Below are 20,537 nucleotides of genomic sequence, written 5' to 3'. Positions count from 1 at the left end.
TGCGGAAGAAGCGCTTGCCTCCGCGGACGCGGAGGTGCCCGGTGGGCGGATGAGGGACGATGGCACGGCGTCGATTGCAGCGACTGGAGTACGGAAGCGAAGGCTCCTCACCCCAACCCCTCACCCGCAGGCGGGCGAGGGCTCTTTTCCGGATCAGAGCTCTTCGACGACCACGTTGCGGTTGGTGTAGATGCAGATGTCACCGGCGATGTGCAGCGCTTCGGTCGCGACGGTGCGTGCGTCGAGTTCGGTGTGCGCCATCAGGGCGCGCGCGGCCGACAGGGCGTACGAGCCGCCCGAGCCGATCGCGATGATGCCGTCGTCGGGTTCGATGACATCGCCGGTGCCGCTGATGATCAGCGATGTCTCGGCATCGGCGACCGTCAGCAGCGCTTCGAGCTTTCCAAAGCGGCGTTCGGTGCGCCAGTCGCGCGCCATCTCGACCGCGGCGCGGGTCAGCTGGCCGTGTTTTTCCAGCTTCGATTCGAAGAGTTCGAACAGCGTGAACGCATCCGCGGCGGCGCCGGCGAACCCGGCCAGCACGCGCCCGTCCTTGCCGAGGCGGCGCACCTTGCGGGCGTTGCCCTTCATCACCGTGTGGCCGAGCGTGACCTGGCCATCGCCGGCGATCGCGACCTTGCCGTTGCGGCGCACGGACAGGATCGTCGTGGCGTGGAAAACACTGGGGTTCTGGCTGGGGTCCATGCGGCCTCCGTGGATGTCCAGCAGACGTGGGGCACGCGGCGTCCGCGTTCAAGCCCACGCCGCCACACCACGCGCGGCCGACGGTGCGCGCGGATTCAGCGCGCGTCGTGTCCTGCCGGATGCGCCTGCCGGTACAGGCGCCAACCGAGGCGCGCGCCGAGCACGGTCGCCAGGCCGGAGACGACGATCGCCATCGCGTTCGGCGTGGCGGCATCGGCGAACGTCAGGCCGGCGCCGCCGAGCCGCTGCAGCACCAGCACCGACGACACCCAGCCGACCGCCCACAGCACCAGCGCCGCACGCAGGAACGGCTGGCGCGCTGCATATGCGCCGGCGCCCGAGGCGAGCAGCGCGATCGCGCCGGCCTGCAGCGCCGTCCACAGCGGCGCGGTGCCCGAAGGCGCCGGCGGAAACAGCCCGGTCGCGAGCGCGCCGAGCAGCATCTGCAGCACGACGGAGACGGCCAGGCCGATGACGATGCGCAGGTTCATGCCGGGGACCTCGTGAGACGCGGCGTTCGACACGCGGGGACGGGCGCTCAGGAACGCCGCTTCGCGCGGGGATGGGCGGCGTCGTAGACCTTCGCCAGATGCTGGAAATCGAGATGCGTGTAGATCTGGGTCGTCGCGATGTCGGCGTGCCCCAGCAGTTCCTGCACGCCGCGCAGATCGCCGGACGACTCCAGCACGTGGCTGGCGAAGCTGTGCCGCAGCAGATGCGGATGCACGCGCTTGAACAGGCCCTGGCGCTGCGCGAGCACGCGCATGCGCAACTGCACCGCGCGCGCGGTGATCGGCTTGCCGCCGCGACCGGGGAAGACCGGTGCATCGCGCGCCGCGCCGCTCTCCTGGCGCCAGGCGTCGAGCGCGGTCCGCGCATGCCGCCCGACCGGCACCACGCGCTGCTTGCCGCCCTTGCCGAGCACGGTGACCAGGCCGCCGGCGAGATCGAGATCGCGCCAGCACAACGCGCACAGTTCCGACAGGCGCAGGCCCGAGGAATAGAACAGTTCCAGCAACGCGCGGTCGCGCAGGCCCAGCGGCGCGTCGGTCGGCACTTCGACCAGTTGCGTGGCCTCGTCGACGTCGAGCACCTGCGGCAGCTTGCGCGGCGCCTTCGGGCCCCGCACGCCGGCGGCGGGATTGGCGACGATGCGGCCGTGCTTCAGCAGCCACTGGAAATAGCTGCGGCACGCCGAGAGGCGTCGCTGCAGGCTCTTGGGCGACAGGCCCCGGCGATGCTCGGCGGCGATGAAGGCGCGGATGTTCTCGGTCGCGAGCGCCGACAGATCGGCCTGCCCGCATGCCTCGGCCCAGTCGCGCAGACCGCCGAGATCACGCCTGTACGCGTCGAGCGTGTGCGCCGACATGCGGCGCTCGACCTGCAGGTGCGCGAGGAATGCGTCGATGGCCATGCGGCATCCTAGGGTGGGTCGCCCGCGCGGACCAGCGCGATCAGGCGTCGAAACGCCGCATGGCGGCAGCGAAGGCCTCGCCCATCATCCGCAGGAACAGCGTGCCCATGCCGGGATAGAAGCGGTTGGCGTCGTGGCTGCCCACCGCGACCAGGCCGACACCCGCCAGCGGCAGCAAGGCACTCGACTGCACCTCGTCGACGCGCGCGCCGTACAGCAGCGCCTGCTTGTCGGGATGCAGGCGGCCGCACAGCGGCTCCTCGTCCTTCAGGCAGTCGGCGAACGGCTGCAGCAGGCGGTCGTCGCGTTCGACGATCTGCAGCCAGTCCTCCTGCGCCAGGCCGTCGACCGGCGCGAACAGCACGACGCGCACGAGATCGCCGTTGAAGTCCTCGGCGAGGGTCGCGGCGAGCGCACGCACCGTCGACGCGGCATCGGTCTGGCGCAGCAGCGCCAGCGTCAGCTGGTGGGTGCGCACGGCCAGCCGTTCGTTCTCCTGCGAGATCGCATACAGATCGCGCAGCCGCTTGGTCAGTTCGCGGTTCTTGTCGCGCAGCACTTCGAGCTGGTAGCTCGCCAGCGACGCCGCCGGCCCGTCTTCGCGCGGCACGACCAGGGTCAACGCCAGATCGGGGAACTGCTGCAGGAATTTCGGCTGCCGGCGCAGCCAGGCCGCGACCTCGTGGGCGCCGAGCTTGCCGGTGGTCTCAGTCATGCGGTCTGGCTCATGTCGGAAGTCTCCCCTTCGAAAACGAATGCGGCCGGTCCGGCCATCGTCAGCGTCGCCGCGTCGTCGGGCCAGACGATGCGCAGCGTGCCGCCCGGCAGGGCGACGGCGACATCGCGCCCCACCCGCCCCTGTCGCACCAGCACCGCGACCGCCGCGCAGGCGCCGCTGCCGCAGGCCAGCGTTTCGCCGACGCCGCGCTCGAACACGCGCAGGCGGATGCGATCGTCGGCGACGACCTGGGCGAAGCCGATGTTGGCCGACTCGGGAAACCACGCAGCGCGCTGCAGCTGCGGCCCCAGCGTGGCGACCGGCGCGGCGTCGACGTCGTCGACCTCGAGCACCGCGTGCGGATTGCCCATCGACACCGCGCCGAAACGCACCGCGCCGAACGGCGCGAGGTCGACCGTGTAGACCGCCTGCGCCGTGCCGAGGCCGGCCAATGGCACGTCGCCCGGATCGAACCGCGGCACGCCCATCGCGATGCGATAGGTGCCGTCGTCGAGCACGTCGACCGCGTGCGAGCCGGCCGGGCTGTCGAGCGCGAAACGCGGCGCGCGCGCGGCACCGTCGCGGACCAGCCACGCGGCGACGCAGCGGGCGCCGTTGCCGCACTGACCGGACGCGGAACCGTCGGCATTCCAGATGCGGTAGCTGGCGACGCTGCCCGGTGCGCGTGGCGCCTCGACGGTCAGGATCTGGTCGCAGCCCACGCCGGTGTGGCGGTCGGCCAGCGCGCGGCACGTGGCCGGCGACGGCGCGGCCACGCCACCGCGCAGGTCGAGCACGACGAAATCGTTGCCGGCGCCGTGCATCTTGCTGAAGCGCAACGACGCACCCGAGCGCGCCATGCGGAGAGCGACCGCGTCAGCCACCGGCGGCGTGCGCGTCCCGCGTCGGCGGCAGAGGCGCGATCACGGGGTCACGGGGGCGGGCACGTCCAGGATCACCGGCACCGGCGGCAGCGGATCGACCGGATCGGTCTGCATGTCGTCGGCATCGCTGTCCATGTCGTCGGTGCCGGTGTCGTCGCCGGCCTCGCGGTCGAGCGCCGCATCCTCGGCGTCGTCGCGGGCCATCTGCGCGTCCTCCGCCGCTTCGGCCGCCGCATCACGCTCTTCCTGCGTCGGCACGGACGATTCGATGATGAAACGCCTCGCGTCCTCGGGCGGGACTTCGTTGGGCATCAGCAGGTCGGCCTTGTTGCCGCAGGCGGTGAGCAGCAGCGCGGTCAGGCAGACGGCGATCGGGAGGCGTGTGGTCATCGCGGGAGTTTAGCGGCTGGCCCGGGGGAAGCGAAGCCGCGCGCGCGGACCCGGTGCAGCCGCGCGGCCATCACCAAGGGTCTGCCCCAGATTGTCCGCATCCGCGCCCCTGTCCAGACTGCCCCGGTCACCACTGTCGACGCGCCGCGGCGCGCACGGGAACCGCCACGATGGGCATTCTGGATGGACTGGGCGACGCCGCCTCGCAGGTCGGCGGCTTCTTCAAGGGCGCGGGCGAGACGCTGTGGGAAACCGGCGAAGGCGTCGTCGACCTCGGCGCCGGCGTGCTCAGGACCGGCTACGACCTCGGCCCCGCCGGCTGGGCCGTCGACGGCGTCACCGGCCTCTACGAACAGGCCAGCGGTCAGACCCTCGATCCCCCCGGCTGGATGCCCTCCGCCGAACGCGGGGGCCAGCGGATGGAAGCGGCGGCCGACGTGGTCAGCACCCTCGCCCGCAACCCGGGCCTGCTGGTCGATGCGGTCGTCGATCCGATCGTCGCCGACTGGCAGGCCGGCCATTACGGCGAGGCGATCGGCCGCGGCACGACCGAGGCGTTACTGGCCATCGTCGGCACCAAGGGCGCGGACAAGGCGGCCAAGGGCGCGAAGCTCGCCGATGCCGCGGCCGACACTGCGGACGTCGCGCGCGTCACGGGACGCCTCGACGATCCGGGCGACGTCGCCGGCCCGGCGGCCCGCGCGACCGACGACGCCCTCGGCGATGCGCTGGCCCGCGCGGACACCGGCACCACGGTCGGCGGCCGGCCGCTGCTGAGTTTCGAGTCGATCGACGACTTCAACCTCGCCGCGAATGCCACGCGTCCCGACAGCGTCTACGAATTCGGCACCTACCGCTGGACCACCGACGACCAGGCGCGCGTGATCCGCGCCGAAGGGCGCGTCGACCTGGAACCGGTCGGCCGCAACGACCCCGGCCTGCAGCGCGACATCGGCCACGAAGGCCGTCCCACCGACGTCGGCTTCCACGTCATCGCCGACCGCCTCGGCGGCCCGACCAACCGGCTCAACGTCGTGCCCGGCAACGGCAAGCCGATCGGCGACGACCTGCCCAATCTGAACAACGGCGCGTACAAGCGCTTCGAGAACCAGCTCGCGCGCCTGGCGGAAGCCGGGCACGACGTGGATATGCGGGTCTCGCCCCAATACAATCCGGGCAACACCAGCAGCCGCCCGGATGTCTTCGTGGCCGAATATCGCGTGGATGGCGGCGACTGGATCGACCAGACCTTCCCCAACAAGTGATGCGACCCGCGAATGGATGATCTGAATGCCGCCTACGCGGACACCGTGCGTGCGGTGGCCGCGAGCGTCCGCGACGTCAACGACGGCGAATGGGGCGAGCGCGACTGGCTGCGGCTGGTCGTGGATTTCGAATCGCTGGCCGACGACGACGGTGGCGCGCCGCGCACCAGCAGCATCTCCTTCGCGATCGCACGCGCCCCGCAGGCGCCGCTGGAGAAGGTCGCGTTCCGCCTGTCGCCGGATGCCAAGGCCGGCTTCGCCGAGATCAACCGCATCATGCAGGCGCAGAAGGGCCAGACCTGGACGACCAGCACGCTGATCGTCGAACGCGACGGCCGCTACGACTTCCAGTTCGCCTACACCCCGCCCTACCGGCTGTCGGGGAATCTCAACGACACCCGATATCGCGATTACCTCGAGCGCTACAAGGCCGAGACCGGCGCGCCGTAAACGCGCGTTCGCGAACGATCAGACGCAGAGCCGGCGTGCAGGCGCGCGATCGGGCGTTGCCGGTGGCGCTTCGTGGCGCGCGAGCGCGTTCGTCCAGGGGGCGGACGAGACCGGGCTGCCAGACGCACGCCGGCCCCGCCTCAGGCCGGCGGTTCGGGCCGCCACCACAGCCATGTCGCGACGGCGGCCATGCAGGCGATCGGCACGGCTGTCATCCACCAGCGGTGCGCGGGAATCCACAGCATCAGCGCCAGCAGGATCGCGGCGCAGATGAGCATCGTGCCGGTCGCCATCCACTTCGCGCGCCGGCTGACCGCACCATGCGCCTGCCAGTCGCGGATCGACGGGCCAAAGCGCGGATGCGCGAGCAGCCAGCGATGCAGGCGCTCCGAGCCGCGCGCCGCGGCCCAGGCCGCGATCAGCACGAAGACCGTCGTCGGCAGGCCGGGCACGAAGATGCCGATGATGCCCAGGCCGAGGCTCGCATACGCCAGCAGCCACCAGGCCCAGCGCGACACGTGGCGGAAACGGGAACGAGCGGTCATGCCGGCATTCTAGGGCGCGCCATGTCGCGGCACGGGCACGGCCGGGCACCGGCCGCATCGCCCGACCACATGCAGTGCGTGGCGGGCAGGGCCATCGCACCCGGTCCGTTGGTGCGGGACGCCTCGGAATGCACACCGGGCTGGAGGCATCGCCTGCCGCAGGATCGAACCAATCTGCTCGCGACCGGCGCCCTGCACCGGCCGCGTTCGCCGGCCTCAGTTGTCCGGCGTCGCGCCGAGATCGCGACCCGGCGTCGCGTCCGCTGCCGACTGCGGCACGCGGCGGATCTGCGAGATGTCGTAACCCAGCGCCGCGATCCGCGCGATCTGCGCGTCGTAGTCGGCCTCGGGGATCGACGGCGTGCGCGCCATCAGCCACACGTAGTCGCGCTTGCTGCGTCCGACGATCGTCTGCTGGTAGGCGTCGTCGACGTAGACGATCACGTACTCCGCCTTGATCGGCCAGATGAACTGCATGCCCCAGACCGCATTGTTGGTGCCTTCGCGCACCGTGCCCACCGGATGCAGCGTCTTGATCTTCTCGTCGAAGCCGCCGTCGCGGTAGCGGAACGTGGTGGCGATCTTGCCGTCGTCGCGCAGCGAATAGCTCTCGATCGAATCGAACGCTTCGCGTTCCAGTCGCGTGGGAATCTGCGCGATCACGTACCAGTCGCCCATGAACCGGGGAAGGTCGACCTGCGCCACCGGTGGAATCTGCTTCACGTTGTTGCCTCCGCACGCAGCGAGCGCGCCGATGAGGACGCCCGCGAGAATCAGGCCGGCCGTGACGCGCCGGAATCGAATGGTCATGAGAACCCTCCAGATGTGAGCATGTGGTGTCGGTCAGGCATCGCGTGCGAAGCGGTAATGCGCGACCAGCCACTGCTGGCCGTCGTCGTAGCCGAACAGTTCGGCGCACGACATCCAGAACATGCGCCAGCGCTGGTACCACAGCTTCGCCGACGCCGGCCCGTAGGCCGCCTCGAGGATCGTCATCACCGCGTCGCGGTTCGCATCCTGGTTCGCCAGCCATTGGTTCGACGTGCGTTCGTAATGAGTGCCGTCGAGCAGCCAGCGCTGCTGCAGCGCGAGGTCGCCCTGCTGGAAATGCAGCAGCGTGTCGGCCGCCGGCATCAGACCGCCGGTGAAGAAATGCCGGCCCATCCAGTTGTCCTCGCCCGCGGTCTCGTAGGGATACATCAGCGTGCGGTGGGCGAAGATGTGCACGAACAGCTTGCCGCCCGGACGCAGCCAGGTGCCGATGCGGCTCATCAGCTGGGCGTAGTTGCGCATGTGCTCGAACATCTCGATCGACACGCAGCGGTCGAACGCGGCCGCGTCGAGTTCGAGCCGGTTGACGTCGCAGGTCAGCACGCGGACGTTGTCCAGCCCGCGCACGTGGCACTGCATTTCGATGTGCTCGCGCTGCGGGCGCGAGTTCGACACCGCGGTGATCCGCGCATTGGGGTAGCGCTCGGCCATCCACAGGGTCAGCGAGCCCCAGCCGCAGCCGAGCTCGAGGTCGCCGTACAGCGCCAGCATCGCGTCCTCGGCCTGGTCGAGTGTCTCGGTGCCGGTCGGGTAGTAGCAGCTGCTGTACTTGAAACGCGCGCCGAGGCAATGCCCGAAGAACGCCGGCGGCAGTTCGTAATGCTGCGCATTCGCCGCATCGGTGTGGATCGCGACCGGGCTGGTGCGCAGCGACTGCAGCAGGTCCGCATAGCGCGCGGACTGCGCCTGCACGCCGCCGTGCAGCTCCTCCGACAGGCGCTGCGCGCACAGGCGGCGGATGCCCTGCCGCAGCAGCGCGTCGGGCACCAGGCCGCGTTCGGCCAGCCCGAGCAGTCCGGCGGCGGGCGTGTCCTGGGCGAGTTCGGTCTCGACGTGTGTCGTCGTCATCGTTGGGGTCCCGTCGAAGCGTTGGAATCGGATTTCGGAAACCAGGGGAACAGCATCGGCGTGCTGCGCTGGTAGTCGCGGTAGTCGTCGCCGCGCGTGCGCAGCGCCTGTTGTTCGGTGAACGGGATGCCGCTGACGTAGCGCAGGAACAGGTACATCACCACCGGCCCGGCGAACGCCCAGCCCAGCAGCGGCGAGCCGATCGCCAGCACGACGTAGGTCAGCCAGTGCAGCCATTCGAAGAAGTAGTTCGGATGCCGCGAGTACGCCCACAGCCCGTCGCGGCAGGTCTTGCCCTTGTTGCCGGGATCGGCGCGGAAATCCGCGAGCTGGCGGTCGGCCACCGATTCGCCGCCGACGCTGACCAGCCACACCAGCACCGCGCCCAGCAGCCACAGCGACGAGTCGGGATTCGCCGCGACCGCGACGAAGGGCAGCGAGAACAGCACGATCAGCAGCGCCTGGAACTGGAAGAACAGGAAGAACTTGCCCTGGTGCCCGTGCCAGTGCGCGCGCAGATAGGCGTAGCGGCCGTCCTCGTCCTCGCGGCGCACGCGCTTCCACAGGTGCGCAGCCAGGCGCAGGCCCCACAGTCCGCCGAGCCCGCCGAGCAGCAGCCGCGGCAGGAGGGCGCCCTCGCCGAGCACGGCGACCAGCACCGCGGACGCGCCGACGCCGCAGGCCCAGATCACGTCGACGATGCCGGCATTGTCGCGGAGCTTCTGCCACAGCCAGCCGCCGGTCATCGCCAGCGCAGCCAGCGCCCAGACCACGAGCAGCGCGCCCCAGGTCACGACCGCACTCCGCGCGCCGGCACGCGGCCGGGCAGCATCGGCGTCGCGACGCGACGATGGCCGGGTTTGCCCAGCAGCAGCTGCGCGACGCCGATCGAGCGCTCGCGGAAACCACCCTCGCAGTACGCCAGGTAGAACTCCCACATGCGCACGAAGCGTTCGTCGAAGCCCTGCGCGCGCACGTCGGCGCGACGCGCCATGAAGCGTTCGCGCCAGATCTGCAGGGTCCGCGCGTACGACAGGCCGAAGTCGTCAAGCTGCTCGAGCTGCAGGTCGCTGGCGCGGGTCTTGGCCTGCAGCATCGCCGCGATCGACGGAATGAAGCTGCCCGGGAAGATGAAGCGCTTGATGAAGTCCACCGAGTCGCGCGCCTGCACGTAGCGGTGGTCCTCGATCGTGATCGCCTGCACCAGCGCGGCGCCATGCGGTGCGAGCAGGCTGCCGAGCTTGCCGAAGTACGTGTCGAGATACTGCGCGCCGATCGCCTCGATCATCTCGATCGAGACCAGCTTGTCGTACGTGCCTTCCAGGTCGCGGTAATCCTGCAGCAGCAGCGTCACCCGGTCCTGCAGCCCGGCTTCGGCGATGCGCCGGCTGGCGAGCGCGTGCTGCTCCTGCGAGATCGTCGTCGTCGTGACGTGGCAGCCGTAATGCGTCGCCGCGTGCAGCGCGAAACCGCCCCAGCCGGTACCGATCTCGATGACGCGATCCTCGGGCGTGAGCTCCAGCGTCTGGCAGATCCGGTCGAGCTTGCGCGTCGACGCGGCTTCCAGTGTGTCGTCGGCGCCGGTGAACAGCGCCGAGGAATACATCAGGTCCGGCGACAGGAACAGCGAGAAAAAATCGTTGCCGAGGTCGTAATGCGCGGCGATGTTGCGGCGGCTGCCGGTGCGGGTATTGCGCCGCATCGCGTTCCAGCCACGCAACGCCATGCCGCCCGCGCGCGCGAGCCCGGACTCCAGGCCGTCGAGCAGGGCGCGGTTGCGCACCAGCAGACGCACCAGCGCGACCAGGTCGTCGCACGACCACAGCCCGTCCATGTAGGCCTCGCCCGCACCGACCGTGCCGCTGGCGGCGATCATCCGGTAGAACGCGGGATCGGCGACCTGCACACGGATCGGCGCGGCGCCGGCGTCGGCATGGCCGCACGTGACGGTGCCGAGCGCGTCGGTCAGCTGCAGGGCGCCGCCTTCGAGCGCGGCGAACTGGTCGAGCAGGCGCGCGCGCAGCCAGCGGTCGAGCGCGCCGACGGGCCGGATGTCGGCATGGGCGGCGATCTGGTTCATGGAGAGGTCCGGGAATGGGTGGGGTGGTCGTGCACCGGATTGCGTTTGCACCACAGCTTCAACGCCTGCCAGTGGATCGCCGCGACGACCTGCGCGGTCATCGCCGGATAGCGCCACAGCACGCGCGCCAGCGACGCGCCGTCGAGTGGCCGGCGCTGCAGGGTCAGCGTCGCATCGAACTCGGGCGCCCCGTCGCGCAGGACGTCCATGTGCACGTGCAGGTCTTCGACCGGCGGCGTGAACCGCCAGCGGTAGGCGCGGTCCATCGCCATGAACGGCGAGACGTGGAAGGCCTTGTCGAACTCCCACTGCAGCGCGCGGCCATGGCGGCTCGCGGTCTCGACCGGCAGCACGTAGGCATGGCGCTCGCGCCAGGGCGTGTTGGTGATCTCGGCGACGATGCAGTCGAGCGTCGTGCCGTCGGCGCGGTAGCAGTAGTAGAAGCTCACCGGATTGAAGGCGAGGCCGAAATAACGCAGGTGCGTCAGCAGACGGATCGGTCCGGCCGGCGTGCGCCCGATCGCCGCGTGCACGCGCTGGCGCACCGCGGTGGCCAGCGGCACGTCGGCCGGCCCGAGGTAGTCGGACCGGCGGAACCGCGCGATCGCCGGACGCGTGCTCGACCACAGCCAGCGCGAGGCGAACACGGTGTCGACCTCGTCGAGATCGAGCCACAGCTGCGCCATGCGGTAATCGAACGCATGCGCGTGCGGTACGTGCCGCCGATGGCGCACCACGCCTTCGTACACCGCGCTGTGGCGCGGCGCAGCGGCGAGCGCGGCAGCAGGGGCGGACATTGTGTTCATGCGACCGCGCGCGGCGCGGACCCGGAGGTATCGGGCTTCGAGCGTCGCAGGCCCGGCGTCGCGACGATGTCCACGTCCGACGGCAGCGCCCCCAGTGCCCGCGCGACTTCGGCCGCGCTGCGGATGCCGTCCTCGTGGAAGCCCCAGCCCCAGTACGCGCCCGCGAACCAGGTGTGGCGACGCCCCTGGATCTGCGGCTTGCGCTGCTGCGCCGCGACCATCGCCGCGTCGTAGACCGGATGCGCGTAGCGCATGCGCCGCAGGATCTTCGCCGGATCGATCGCCTCGGTGCGGTTGAGGGTGACGACGAACGGCTCCGGCGCGTCGATGCCCTGCAGCAGGTTCATGCAGTAGCTGACCGTGCACGCCGCCGCCGGGTCGCGTGGCACGTGCGCATTCCACGCCGCCCAGGCCTTGCGCTCGCGCGGCAGCAGGCGGGCGTCGGTGTGCAGCACGGTGTCGTTGTCCTGGTAGCGGATCGCGCCGAGCACCGCGCGTTCGTCGGCATCGGCATCGTGCAGCAGCGCGAGCGCCTGGTCGCTGTGACAGGCGAGCACGACGTCGTCGAAGACCTCGGCGCCGGCGGCGGTCTGCACGGTCACGCCCGCGTCGCCGCGCACGATTCCCAGCACCGGTGTCGACAACCGCGTACGCACCGACCAGGCGCGCTGCAGCGCATCGACGTACCGCTGCGAGCCCCCGCTGACCACGCGCCACGGCGGCCGCCCGCTGAGCTGCAGCATCTGGTGGTTGTGCATGAACTGCACCAGATAGCGCGCCGGGAATTCCAGCACCTGCCGCGACGGCGACGACCACAGCGCGGACGCCATCGGCACGATGTGCTCGTCGCGGAATGCCGCGCCGTAACGATGCCGCTCCAGATACGCGCCGAGCGTCGGCCCCGCGTCGTCGCCCTGCAGCAGTGCCGGCGCCTCGCGATAGAAGCGCGTCAGGTCGCGCAGCATGCTGAAGAACCGCGGCGAGACGAGGTTGCGGCGCTGGCAGAACAGCCCGTCGAGCGAGGTCGCGTTGTAGACCACGCCGCTCGCATCGCTGTGCACCGAGAAACTCATCGTCGTCGGCTGCGAGGCGACCCCGAGACGATCGAACAGGCCGGTCAGCAGCGGGTAGTGGGCGCGGTTGAAGACGATGAACCCGGTGTCGATCGCATACGACCGGCCGCCATGGGTGATCGCATGGGTATGCGTGTGGCCGCCGAGGTAGTCGTTGGCCTCGAACAGCACCACGTCGTGCCGGCGCGACAGCCACCACGCGGCGGCGAGCCCGGCGATGCCCGAGCCGACGACGGCGATGCGGCGGCTCACGCCTTGGCCTTCGAGTGGACCCAGGCCGGGATCGGCTTGAGATCGCGGACTAGGCCCAGCAGCGCCATCGCGCGCAGGCCGTACCAGGTCAGGTCGATCTCCCACCAGCGGAACCCCTGGCGCACGGTGCCGGGGAAGAAGTGATGGTTGTTGTGCCAGCCCTCGCCGAACGTCAGCAGCGCGAGCCAGAAGTTGTTGCGGCTGTCGTCGCCGGTCTCGAACCGCTGGCTGCCGTACTTGTGCGACAGCGAATTGATCGTGACCGTGGCGTGGAACAGCACCGTCGTGGAGATGAAGAACCCCCACACCAGCATCTGCCCGCCGCTGGTGCCGAGGCCAGGCGCGACGCGCTCGAGCAGCGCGCCGAAGCCGAACAGCGCGACCGCGAGCACCACCGGCACGAGGGTGTCGTAGCGGTCGAGCCAGCGCAGCTCCGGAAACCTGGCGAGATCGGGAATGCGATCCCACTCGGTGCGGAAGCCGTTGCGGGTCAGGAACCAGCCCATGTGGCTCCACCAGAACCCGTGCACCGTCGGCGAATGGGGATCGCGCACGGTGTCGGTGTGGCGGTGGTGGTGGCGGTGATGCGCGGCCCACCACAGCGGCCCGCGCTGCACGCAGGACGCACCGATCAGCGCGAACACGAACTGCACGCCGCGCGAGGTGCGGAACGTCCGGTGGGAGAAATAGCGGTGGTAGAACCCGGTCAGCGCGAACATGCGCACCGCGTACAGCAGCACCGCGACGCCCACCGCGACCGGCGACACCCCGACCCAGAACACCGCGAGGCAGGCCAGATGCATCGCGATGAACGGCGTCGCACGCAGCCAGTCGATGCGATCGCCGTCGCCGTCGTCGGCGACCGCGCTGGTATCGAACCAGCGCAGCACCGTGGCACGCAGCGAACGACGCGGCGTGGACGGGGCGGGCGGAATCGGGCCTGACGGTGACGACATGAAGCGGCTCCTCGGACAACGGGCGTCAGAGGATACGGGGCCGCGCGCGATCCGGATGCAGCGGCAACGCGCCTCCGCGCGTGCTGCCGGGACGGCGTTGGAGCGACGCATGTGCGCGCGAAAGCGTCGGCGGTCGGAGCGGAATCCAGCGAGGCGTGGCGCCGCCGCGCCGCAGGAACGCCGCGCCGGGAGGCGACACGTCGCGCTGGAAAACCACCGCGATCAGCGCGGCGCGGCACGGCATCACACGCGCCGCTCGAGACGGCAACGCAGTGATCCACACGCGAAACGCCTCAGAGCTGGCGGATGTCGCCCTTGGCGATGATCGGACCGGTCGGCACGCCGCCCGGCGCACCGCCCTGCGGCTCGAGCGTGACCGCGAGCAGCGAGCCGTCGACCAGCGCGGCGCGCAAGGCGTCGGGAACCTCGACGGTATGCGAGTGATCGTTCGAAACGATGCCGAGCGAGGCCGGCGCGGCGCCGTCGGCGATCACCCACAGCTCCGCGACGCGGCCTTCGGCATCGCCCGCCGTCGGCACCGGCACCATCAGCACCTTGCCGTGGTCGCGATCGACCGACGCCAGCCAGCCCGGCGTGCCGTCGTCGTGCGCCAGTGTCGTGACCGGCAGCGGCGCCGCCGGTGGCGTGTCGACCGGCTCGGGTGCCGGCGTCGGCGCGGGTGCGACGACGACCGGCGTCGGCGCTTCGTCGCGGCCATCGACCGTATCCCGGTCCGCCAGCAATGCGGCGATCGCGACGACCGCCGCAAGCCCCGCGGCCGCACGCCAGACCGCGACGTTGTGCCACACGCCGGGGCGGCGCGCGCCCTCGACCGGCGACCAGCCCAGATCGCTGCGGATGCGCGGCCACAGATGCGCCGGCACGTCGGCGACGCCGTACGCGTCGAGCCAGGGCGCGAGGCGCTGCTGCCAGCCTTCGACGAGGCGCGCGAATCCGGCATCCGTCTCGATGCGCGCCTCGACCTCGCGGCGCTGCGCGGCATCGAGCACGCCGACGACGTACTCGCCGGCCAGCACGTCGGCGCTCGGCGGCTCGTCGCCCGCGTGCATGTCGTCGTGGAGATCCCGGACGTTCATTGTTCGAGGCACGCCCGCAGTTGCAGCAGGCCGCGACGGATCCAGCTTTTGACCGAGCCGAGCGGCGAGCCGGCGCGGCGCGCCAGTTCCTCGTAGGTGGAGCCGTCGAAGAACGCGGCGCGGATCAGACCGCGACGCTTCGGCTCCAGCGTGTCCATGCACGCCTGCAGGCGCGCGTTGTCGTCGGCCTGCTCGCCGGCCTGGGCCGGCGTGGCGCCGTCGTCGGGCAGCGCATCGACGAGTTCGACCGGCGCCAGCTGCACGTTCGACGGGCGCGAACGCACGCGATCAATCGCGCGGTTGCGCGCGATCGTGCCCAGCCAGGTCATTGCGCTGGCCTTGCCGGCATCGAACTGCGCGGCCTTGTGCCAGATGCGCACGTAGACTTCCTGCAACACGTCTTCGGCCTCGCCACGGTCGTGCAGCACGCGCAGGCAGATCGCCATCAGGCGCGGCGCGCTGCTGCGGTACAACGACTCGAACGCGCGCTGGTCGCCGGCGGCGACATCGCGCAGCAGGCTGTCGAGGCCGGGCGTGGCGTGCAACGGGGTCTCGGCGGCGGGGTCGGACATCCGGGGCACGGGCTCGCGGCAGACAGTGGACCGCATGGTCCCCGTAATGCGTGCCTGCCGCAAGCCTCGACGCGCGCGCTGCATCGCGCATCTCCGATCGATCGCCTGCCCCGCGCCACACCGGATGCCGCGAACGCGCATCCGGCACGGCACGTCCAGCGCGGCGCACCGCGGCCGCCACGACGGACCCGGCACGCGATCGCGCACGGGCACACGGACCGCCAGGCGGCACGCCGGTGCCACGATCGTGCTGCTGTGCATGTCGGATTCTCCACGTGCCGCCCGGGCGCATCGAGGAGAGATACGGCAGGCATCGCGCAGCGGATGCACGCCGGAACCTGGCCGGCAGCCGCGCGCGCCCCCTCGCACGCGCGGCTGCACCGCGCCATCCGCTGCGGGCCCAACACCGCCCACGGATGGCGTCACGCGTCGCCTAGCGACGCGTCCAGGCGCCGCCGGTGACGCCCTCGGCGCGCGAGGCGCAGGGCTCATCGATCGGTTCCAGGGTCAGCGCGTCGCCCGCGAGCCGCCACCGGTAGGTGCCCGTGCCCTTGCCGACGCAACTGGTGTCGCGGTACGCGTCCGCCATCCACTGGTCGGTGATCTGCACGCGGTCGCCGTCGACGGTGTAGACGCCGCGTTGCCACTCGTCGCCGTGAACGGTGCTGCCGCGGGTGCTGCCATCGGCACCGAACAGGACGACGATGTCACCGCGCTGGTATTCGCCGGCGAGCGCCGGGCCCGCGTGCTGGGCGGTCGACGCGCAACCGGCCAGCAGGACCGCCGCGCAGGCAGGCAGCACGCGCAGCGTGATCGAGGGGACTCGGGGCATGTCGGTTCTCCGTGGCAGTGCATGTCGACCGCGCGGGTGCGGCACGTCCGCCTGCGCGATTGCGGCGTCGTGCGGTTCAACGCGGTGCGCGACGCGCGCAGGACAGCGTGGCCGCGTGGCGTCCGGATGCGGGCGCGTCGCCAGCGCTACGCGCGCAGGCGTCCGCGACGGATCCGTCGCGCGCTCACGGCACCGCGTCGCCATCGACGGCGCGGCGGCCGAGTGCCGGGTCGTCGGTGAACAGACCATCGATCCCCAGCGCGAGATAGGCGCGCATTTCGGCGATCGCGCCGGCCTCGTGCCGCGCGTCCGCGCGGCCCTCGCGCAACGCCGCCGGCAGATACGGATTTTCCGGGCGGAAGGTGTAGGGCGCGATCCGCAACCCGGCCGCGTGGGCATCGGCGACCAGCGTCGTCGCATGCGGCCGGTCGTCGTCAGCGAACCGGGCGATCGCGGACTTGTGCGGCCCCAGCCACTGCGCATACCCCGCGATGGCGCGCAGGCCGTCGGGCGTCGTCATGTCGCGGTAGCGCAAGGCCTCGCCACGCGCGGCGACGTCGGCCGGCTGCGTGTCCGCGCCGCCGATCAGCTGCAGCAGTTCGACATCGCCATGGCGCGGCGCCAGTTGCGCACGCAGCTCCCGCAGCGCGGTGGGCTCGAACGACTGCACGACGACCGCGCCGCCGCCGGCGGCCGCATGTCCGGCCAGCGCCGCCAGCAGCGGCGCCTCCATCGCCAGGTCCAGCGCCCGGAAGTGGGTCGGATGCTTGAGCTCGGGCATGAGGCCGACGACGCGCCCGTCGGCGGCGGCGTCGGCCAGCAACGCGAGAATCTCGTCGAAGGTGGGTACTGCGTACGCGCCGTCGTGCGCGACGCTGCGCACGTCCGGCAGCGGCTCGCGCGCGCGCAGCGACCGCAGCTCGGCCAGCGTGAAGTCTTCGGTGAACCAGCCGGTGACCGGACTGCCATCGATCGGCTGCGTGCGCCGATGCCCGGCGAACTCGACCCGGCGCGCGACATCGGTGGTCCCGCCGATCTCGTTCTCGTGGCGCGCGACCAGCACGCCGTCTCGGGTCATCACCAGGTCGGGTTCGATCACGTCCGCACCGTCGTCGATCGCCCGCCGGTATGCGGCCAGCGTGTGCTCGGGCAGCCGGGCGCTGGCACCGCGATGGGCGATCACCAGCGGGCGCGTCGCGGTCTGGGGCGTGGCGGCGTGCAGGGTCGGGCCGGGCAGCGACGTCATGGCGGTCAGACAGAGCAGCGGAAGCGCCAGTAGACACCGCCGGCGTCGGTTGGGTCGATCGGACATGGACGCTCCGTCTGCGAATGCGGGTCGAGGCTGCCCGCTCACGATGTCAGTCCCGCGACACCCGCGCATTGCCGCCGCGCCGGACACGCTCGACAATGCGCGCATGGATATCTTCAAGGTCTTCACCCTCGAGGCCGCGCACCGGCTGCCGAACGTGCCGCCCGGCCACAAATGCGCGCGCCTGCACGGCCACTCGTTCCAGGTCGAGGTGCACGTGTCCGGCGAACCGGGGCCCGAGACCGGCTGGATCATGGATTTCGGCGACCTCAAGCAGGCGTTCGCGCCGCTGTACGCGCAGCTCGACCATCACTATCTCAACGACATTCCGGGACTGGAGAACCCGACCAGCGAGCGGCTGGCGATCTGGATCTGGGAGCGCTTGAAGCCGACCCTGCCCGGCCTGAGCGCGATCGTCATCCGTGAGACCTGCACCTCGGGCTGCCGCTACACGGGTGGCTGACACCCGGCCGCCGCGGGGCCCTCCCGGCGTTGGCGCCGCGCCTCGGGCCGGACGGCCGATCCAAGCAAGTGTTTGATCGATAACGGAAACTGAACCCGAAACGACCGCCCGTCGGCATTATGTTGCAATGCAACATGGCTGCGTTATGCTGCACCGCACAAACCCGGCGCCTCCCGCCGGCACCTCGCAGGTAACCGCCATGTCGTATCAGTTCAACGAGCAGTTCACCGCCGCGTCGCGCCAGTTCGCCGATGCCGCGTCCCAGATCAACCATCTCTCGCTGGAGAACGCCGAAAAGGTGTTCGGCCTGCAGCTGTCGACCTTCAGCGAGAACACCAACGCCACGTTCGCGTTCTTCAACGAAATGATCGACGTGCGTGATTTCGACGGCCTGAAGTCGCTGCTGCCGAAGGGCGCGCAGATCGCCCGCGAGAACACCGAGCGTCTGGTCAGTGCCGGCCAGGAAGTCATGGGCCGCACCGTCAAGACCCACGAGGCGATCGCGGAAATCGCGAAGTCGCAGGCCGAGAGCGCGACCGCCGACGTCCGCGCCGAAGCCGAGAAGGTAGCCAAGGCCGCCACGAAGGCGACCAAGCGCTGATCTAACGTCTGCCTTCGGGCATGCGCGACATCCGGGGGGTCCCTCCCCCTCCCGGATGACACGCCCGGCAGCTCGCGCTGCCGGGTTTTTTTATGGGCGACGGTCTGGCGTCCCCGCGGGTCGGAAGCCGGCCGGGGCCGCGGCGAACGCGACGACGCCCGTCCGTACGATTGCCTGTGGCGCGGGAGCGCGCCGACGTCATCCGCCACGCATCCGTTCCCGACCGCGCATTCGCAGGAACGCGCCCGCACGACGCACGGCTCGGGCTGCCCGGCAACGCCGCTCACGAATTCAAGCCGTCTCCCGGCGCCGCCGCGATCAGTGCTTCGGTGCCGCCGGCGGCAACACCATCCGCGTCATCAGGCGCGCGAGCAGTCCGTCACAGGACAGGCTGCGCCCGGTATGCACCGGCGAGACCTGGACCATCGCGCTGCGACGCGCGGTGAGCCAGTGGAACCTCGCCCGCGCCGGCAACGCCGCGATCGGGCCGCCGTCCGCGTCGCCGCGGCAGATCCGCACGATCGCATCGAGATGCTGGCGCAGCGTGTCGATGTCGACGTGGGGATCGAGCGCCCGCACGCGCGCCGGATCCAGCGCGATGTCGGCGACCAGCAGCCGTTGCGCCTGGCACGAGACGATGATGCCGACGTTGACGAATTCCTCGCGCTCGACCCGCGGCACCGCGCGGATCACCGCGTAGTCATAGACGACCGGCATGTGCACGCTGGGCCTCCTCGACGAAGACGGCGCGCTGCCGCAGCCGCGCACAGAAGAAATCGACATAGCCCTGGCGGTTCGCCGCCGGGCCGTCGAAGGCGGGATCGTCGAGCCACAGATCCGGCACCACGTCGACGATGCGGCGGATGTCGGCTTCGGTGATACGCGTCACCAGCGCGGCATCGGCCTCGGCGAGGCGGCTGGCGAAGGGCAGCAGCACGTGATCGGCGATGCGCGCGAACGGCGTCGCGGCCATCGCCGGCGCACGGCTCCAGTCGTGATGGAAATACAGCGCCGCGCCGTGGTCGATCAGCCACAGCGCGCGGTGCCAGACCAGCAGGTTGGTGTTGCGCGCGGTGCGGTCGACGTTGCAGACGAAGGCGTCGAACCAGACGATGCGCGACGCGAGATCGGCATCCGGCGGATCCACCGCGGGATCGAAGTTCAGCGCGCCCGGCAGATAGTCGAGTCCGACGTTGCAGCCGTCGCTGGCGCGGATCAGGTGCTGGATCTCCGGATCGGGCTCGGTCGCGGCAAGCCCCGGATCCAGCGTCATCAGCACCAGTTCCGGAATCGGCAGAGCGAGCAGGCGGGCGAACTCGCCGGCGATCAGCTCGGCGACCAGCGCCTTGGCGCCCTGCCCCGCGCCGCGGAACTTCATCACGTACATGCCGTCGTCGTCGGCCTCGACGACGGCCGGCAGCGAGCCGCCTTCGCGCAGCGGCGTGACGTAACGGGTGGCGTCGACGGTGCGCATCAGGCGTCCGACGCCAGCGATGCGCGCGGCGGCAGCGACCAGTCGATCTGCGGCAGTCCGCGCTTGCGCAGGAAGGCATTGGTCTTGGAGAAATGGCTGCAGCCGAGGAACCCGCGATGTGCCGACAGCGGCGACGGATGCGTGGTCCTGAGCACGCAATGCCGCTGCGTGTCGATGACCTTGCCCTTGGCCTGCGCGTAGCTGCCCCACAGCAGGAACACCAGGTCCTCGCGCTCGCGGTTGAGCACGTCGACGACGTGATCGGTGAAGCCTTCCCAGCCCTTGCGCTGGTGTGCGCCGGCCTGGCCTTCCTCGACGGTCAGCACCGCGTTGAGCAGCAGCACCCCGCGCTGCGCCCACGGCATCAGATAGCCGTGGTCCGGACGCGGCAGGCCGACATCGCGCTGCAGTTCCTTGAACATGTTGTCGAGCGACGGCGGAATGCGCACGTCGGGCCGCACCGAGAACGACAGGCCATGCGCCTGGCCGGGGCCGTGGTAGGGATCCTGGCCGAGCAGCACCACGCGGACGTCGTCGAAGGGCGTGGCATCGAACGCGGCGAAGACCTGCGGCAGCGGCGGATGGATGCGCGCGCCGGCGGCGCGCCGCGCACGCAGGAACGCCGACAGAGCCTGCATGTCGTCGCGCTGCAGCCAGTCGCCGACGTGCGCTTTCCAGGACGGCTCGAGCTTGATGCGATCGGACATCGAAGGACGGAGAGAAGAAGGAGAGGCGACAGCCTAGCGCGTCGG

Annotated in this window: 25 protein-coding genes; 4 read left to right on the top strand and 21 right to left on the bottom strand. The window is 70.8% G+C overall.

The window, feature by feature from the left end; all coding sequences use genetic code 11:
* Positions 1-153 precede the first annotated feature (153 nt).
* The 6 genes from hslV to lptM all read right to left on the bottom strand — a co-directional run bounded on the left by hslV (position 154) and on the right by lptM (position 4,111).
* Positions 154-705: an ATP-dependent protease subunit HslV gene (hslV, locus tag CJ022_RS14940; RefSeq protein ID WP_101927403.1), complete on the bottom strand. Its 552-nt coding sequence runs from the start codon at positions 703-705 to the stop codon at positions 154-156.
* Positions 706-800: 95 nt separating this feature from the next.
* Positions 801-1,196 (bottom strand): hypothetical protein, encoded by a 396-nt coding sequence (locus tag CJ022_RS14935; RefSeq protein WP_101927402.1) that lies wholly within the window; start codon positions 1,194-1,196, stop codon positions 801-803.
* A gap of 47 nt (positions 1,197-1,243) precedes the next feature.
* A complete protein-coding gene (gene xerC / locus CJ022_RS14930) occupies positions 1,244-2,119 on the bottom strand; it encodes a tyrosine recombinase XerC (RefSeq protein WP_101927401.1) in 876 nt (291 codons plus the stop codon).
* 40 nt (positions 2,120-2,159) lie between these two features.
* Entirely contained in the window at positions 2,160-2,834 is a 675-nt protein-coding gene (locus tag CJ022_RS14925) for a DUF484 family protein (RefSeq protein WP_101927400.1), read from the bottom strand.
* Positions 2,831-3,697, bottom strand: coding sequence for a diaminopimelate epimerase (gene dapF / locus CJ022_RS14920; protein WP_101927399.1), 867 nt, complete (start codon positions 3,695-3,697; stop codon positions 2,831-2,833). Before dapF ends, CJ022_RS14925 begins: the two co-directional genes overlap by 4 nt.
* Positions 3,698-3,760: 63 nt before the next feature.
* Positions 3,761-4,111 carry an LPS translocon maturation chaperone LptM gene (gene lptM, locus CJ022_RS14915; protein ID WP_101927398.1) on the bottom strand — a complete coding sequence of 117 codons (351 nt, stop codon included), beginning with the start codon at positions 4,109-4,111 and terminating at the stop codon, positions 3,761-3,763.
* Between the two features lie 170 nt (positions 4,112-4,281).
* Here lptM and CJ022_RS14910 point away from each other — a divergent pair, with 170 nt between their 5' ends.
* Both CJ022_RS14910 and CJ022_RS14905 read left to right on the top strand, forming a co-directional pair.
* Positions 4,282-5,376: a DNA/RNA non-specific endonuclease gene (locus CJ022_RS14910; protein WP_101927397.1), complete on the top strand. Its 1,095-nt coding sequence runs from the start codon at positions 4,282-4,284 to the stop codon at positions 5,374-5,376.
* A 12-nt stretch (positions 5,377-5,388) separates the two neighbouring features.
* A complete protein-coding gene (locus CJ022_RS14905; protein ID WP_101927396.1) occupies positions 5,389-5,826 on the top strand; it encodes a hypothetical protein in 438 nt (145 codons plus the stop codon).
* 140 nt (positions 5,827-5,966) lie between these two features.
* On the opposite strand, the gene CJ022_RS14900 is transcribed toward CJ022_RS14905, so the two are convergent.
* From CJ022_RS14900 to CJ022_RS14840, 12 genes are all read right to left on the bottom strand, one after another.
* Positions 5,967-6,371, bottom strand: coding sequence for a YbaN family protein (locus CJ022_RS14900; RefSeq protein ID WP_101927395.1), 405 nt, complete (start codon positions 6,369-6,371; stop codon positions 5,967-5,969).
* Positions 6,372-6,587: 216 nt separating this feature from the next.
* Positions 6,588-7,181 carry a lipocalin family protein gene (locus CJ022_RS14895; RefSeq protein ID WP_101927394.1) on the bottom strand — a complete coding sequence of 198 codons (594 nt, stop codon included), beginning with the start codon at positions 7,179-7,181 and terminating at the stop codon, positions 6,588-6,590.
* 33 nt (positions 7,182-7,214) lie between these two features.
* Entirely contained in the window at positions 7,215-8,270 is a 1,056-nt protein-coding gene (locus tag CJ022_RS14890) for an SAM-dependent methyltransferase (RefSeq protein WP_101927393.1), read from the bottom strand.
* Positions 8,267-9,016, bottom strand: a complete 750-nt coding sequence (locus CJ022_RS14885; RefSeq protein ID WP_101927584.1) for a DUF1295 domain-containing protein — start codon at positions 9,014-9,016, stop codon at positions 8,267-8,269. The genes CJ022_RS14890 and CJ022_RS14885 overlap by 4 nt, the downstream gene beginning before the upstream one ends.
* Before the next feature lie 44 nt (positions 9,017-9,060).
* Positions 9,061-10,350, bottom strand: coding sequence for an SAM-dependent methyltransferase (locus CJ022_RS14880; RefSeq protein WP_101927392.1), 1,290 nt, complete (start codon positions 10,348-10,350; stop codon positions 9,061-9,063).
* The gene (locus CJ022_RS14875) at positions 10,347-11,147 is read right to left on the bottom strand and encodes a DUF1365 domain-containing protein (protein WP_101927391.1); all 801 of its coding nucleotides are present in this window, start codon (positions 11,145-11,147) and stop codon (positions 10,347-10,349) included. The genes CJ022_RS14880 and CJ022_RS14875 overlap by 4 nt, the downstream gene beginning before the upstream one ends.
* Before the next feature lie 5 nt (positions 11,148-11,152).
* On the bottom strand, positions 11,153-12,481 hold the full coding sequence (locus CJ022_RS14870) for an NAD(P)/FAD-dependent oxidoreductase (RefSeq protein ID WP_199171565.1): 1,329 nt from the start codon (positions 12,479-12,481) through the stop codon (positions 11,153-11,155).
* On the bottom strand, positions 12,478-13,437 hold the full coding sequence (locus tag CJ022_RS14865; RefSeq protein WP_101927390.1) for an acyl-CoA desaturase: 960 nt from the start codon (positions 13,435-13,437) through the stop codon (positions 12,478-12,480). The genes CJ022_RS14870 and CJ022_RS14865 overlap by 4 nt, the downstream gene beginning before the upstream one ends.
* Before the next feature lie 293 nt (positions 13,438-13,730).
* Positions 13,731-14,534, bottom strand: a complete 804-nt coding sequence (locus CJ022_RS14855) for an anti-sigma factor (RefSeq protein ID WP_101927388.1) — start codon at positions 14,532-14,534, stop codon at positions 13,731-13,733.
* Positions 14,531-15,106 carry a sigma-70 family RNA polymerase sigma factor gene (locus CJ022_RS14850; protein ID WP_101927387.1) on the bottom strand — a complete coding sequence of 192 codons (576 nt, stop codon included), beginning with the start codon at positions 15,104-15,106 and terminating at the stop codon, positions 14,531-14,533. Before CJ022_RS14850 ends, CJ022_RS14855 begins: the two co-directional genes overlap by 4 nt.
* A 433-nt stretch (positions 15,107-15,539) precedes the next feature.
* A complete protein-coding gene (locus CJ022_RS14845; RefSeq protein ID WP_101927386.1) occupies positions 15,540-15,938 on the bottom strand; it encodes a hypothetical protein in 399 nt (132 codons plus the stop codon).
* Between the two features lie 184 nt (positions 15,939-16,122).
* Complete coding sequence (locus tag CJ022_RS14840) at positions 16,123-17,184, bottom strand: glycerophosphodiester phosphodiesterase family protein (protein WP_233198823.1); 1,062 nt, start codon at positions 17,182-17,184, stop codon at positions 16,123-16,125.
* A gap of 169 nt (positions 17,185-17,353) precedes the next feature.
* Between CJ022_RS14840 and queD the strand changes: the two genes are divergently transcribed.
* Both queD and CJ022_RS14830 read left to right on the top strand, forming a co-directional pair.
* A complete protein-coding gene (gene queD, locus CJ022_RS14835) occupies positions 17,354-17,710 on the top strand; it encodes a 6-carboxytetrahydropterin synthase QueD (RefSeq protein ID WP_101927582.1) in 357 nt (118 codons plus the stop codon).
* 199 nt (positions 17,711-17,909) lie between these two features.
* Positions 17,910-18,311, top strand: coding sequence for a phasin family protein (locus CJ022_RS14830; RefSeq protein ID WP_101927581.1), 402 nt, complete (start codon positions 17,910-17,912; stop codon positions 18,309-18,311).
* A gap of 318 nt (positions 18,312-18,629) precedes the next feature.
* Here CJ022_RS14830 and CJ022_RS14825 read toward each other — a convergent pair whose 3' ends face one another.
* The 3 genes from CJ022_RS14825 to ung are packed head-to-tail and all read right to left on the bottom strand — an operon-like array spanning position 18,630 to position 20,492.
* Positions 18,630-19,028, bottom strand: a complete 399-nt coding sequence (locus CJ022_RS14825; protein ID WP_233198835.1) for a DUF3037 domain-containing protein — start codon at positions 19,026-19,028, stop codon at positions 18,630-18,632.
* Entirely contained in the window at positions 19,012-19,785 is a 774-nt protein-coding gene (locus CJ022_RS14820; protein ID WP_101927383.1) for a HipA family kinase, read from the bottom strand. The genes CJ022_RS14825 and CJ022_RS14820 overlap by 17 nt, the downstream gene beginning before the upstream one ends.
* A complete protein-coding gene (gene ung / locus CJ022_RS14815; protein WP_101927382.1) occupies positions 19,785-20,492 on the bottom strand; it encodes a uracil-DNA glycosylase in 708 nt (235 codons plus the stop codon). The genes CJ022_RS14820 and ung overlap by 1 nt, the downstream gene beginning before the upstream one ends.
* Positions 20,493-20,537: the final 45 nt, after the last annotated feature.

This window comes from Luteimonas rhizosphaerae (assembly GCF_002849595.1).
GTDB lineage: Bacteria > Pseudomonadota > Gammaproteobacteria > Xanthomonadales > Xanthomonadaceae > Luteimonas > Luteimonas cellulosilyticus.
The sequence above is the reverse complement of the archived record's forward strand: the minus strand, read 5'-3'. Positions and strand labels throughout refer to the sequence as shown.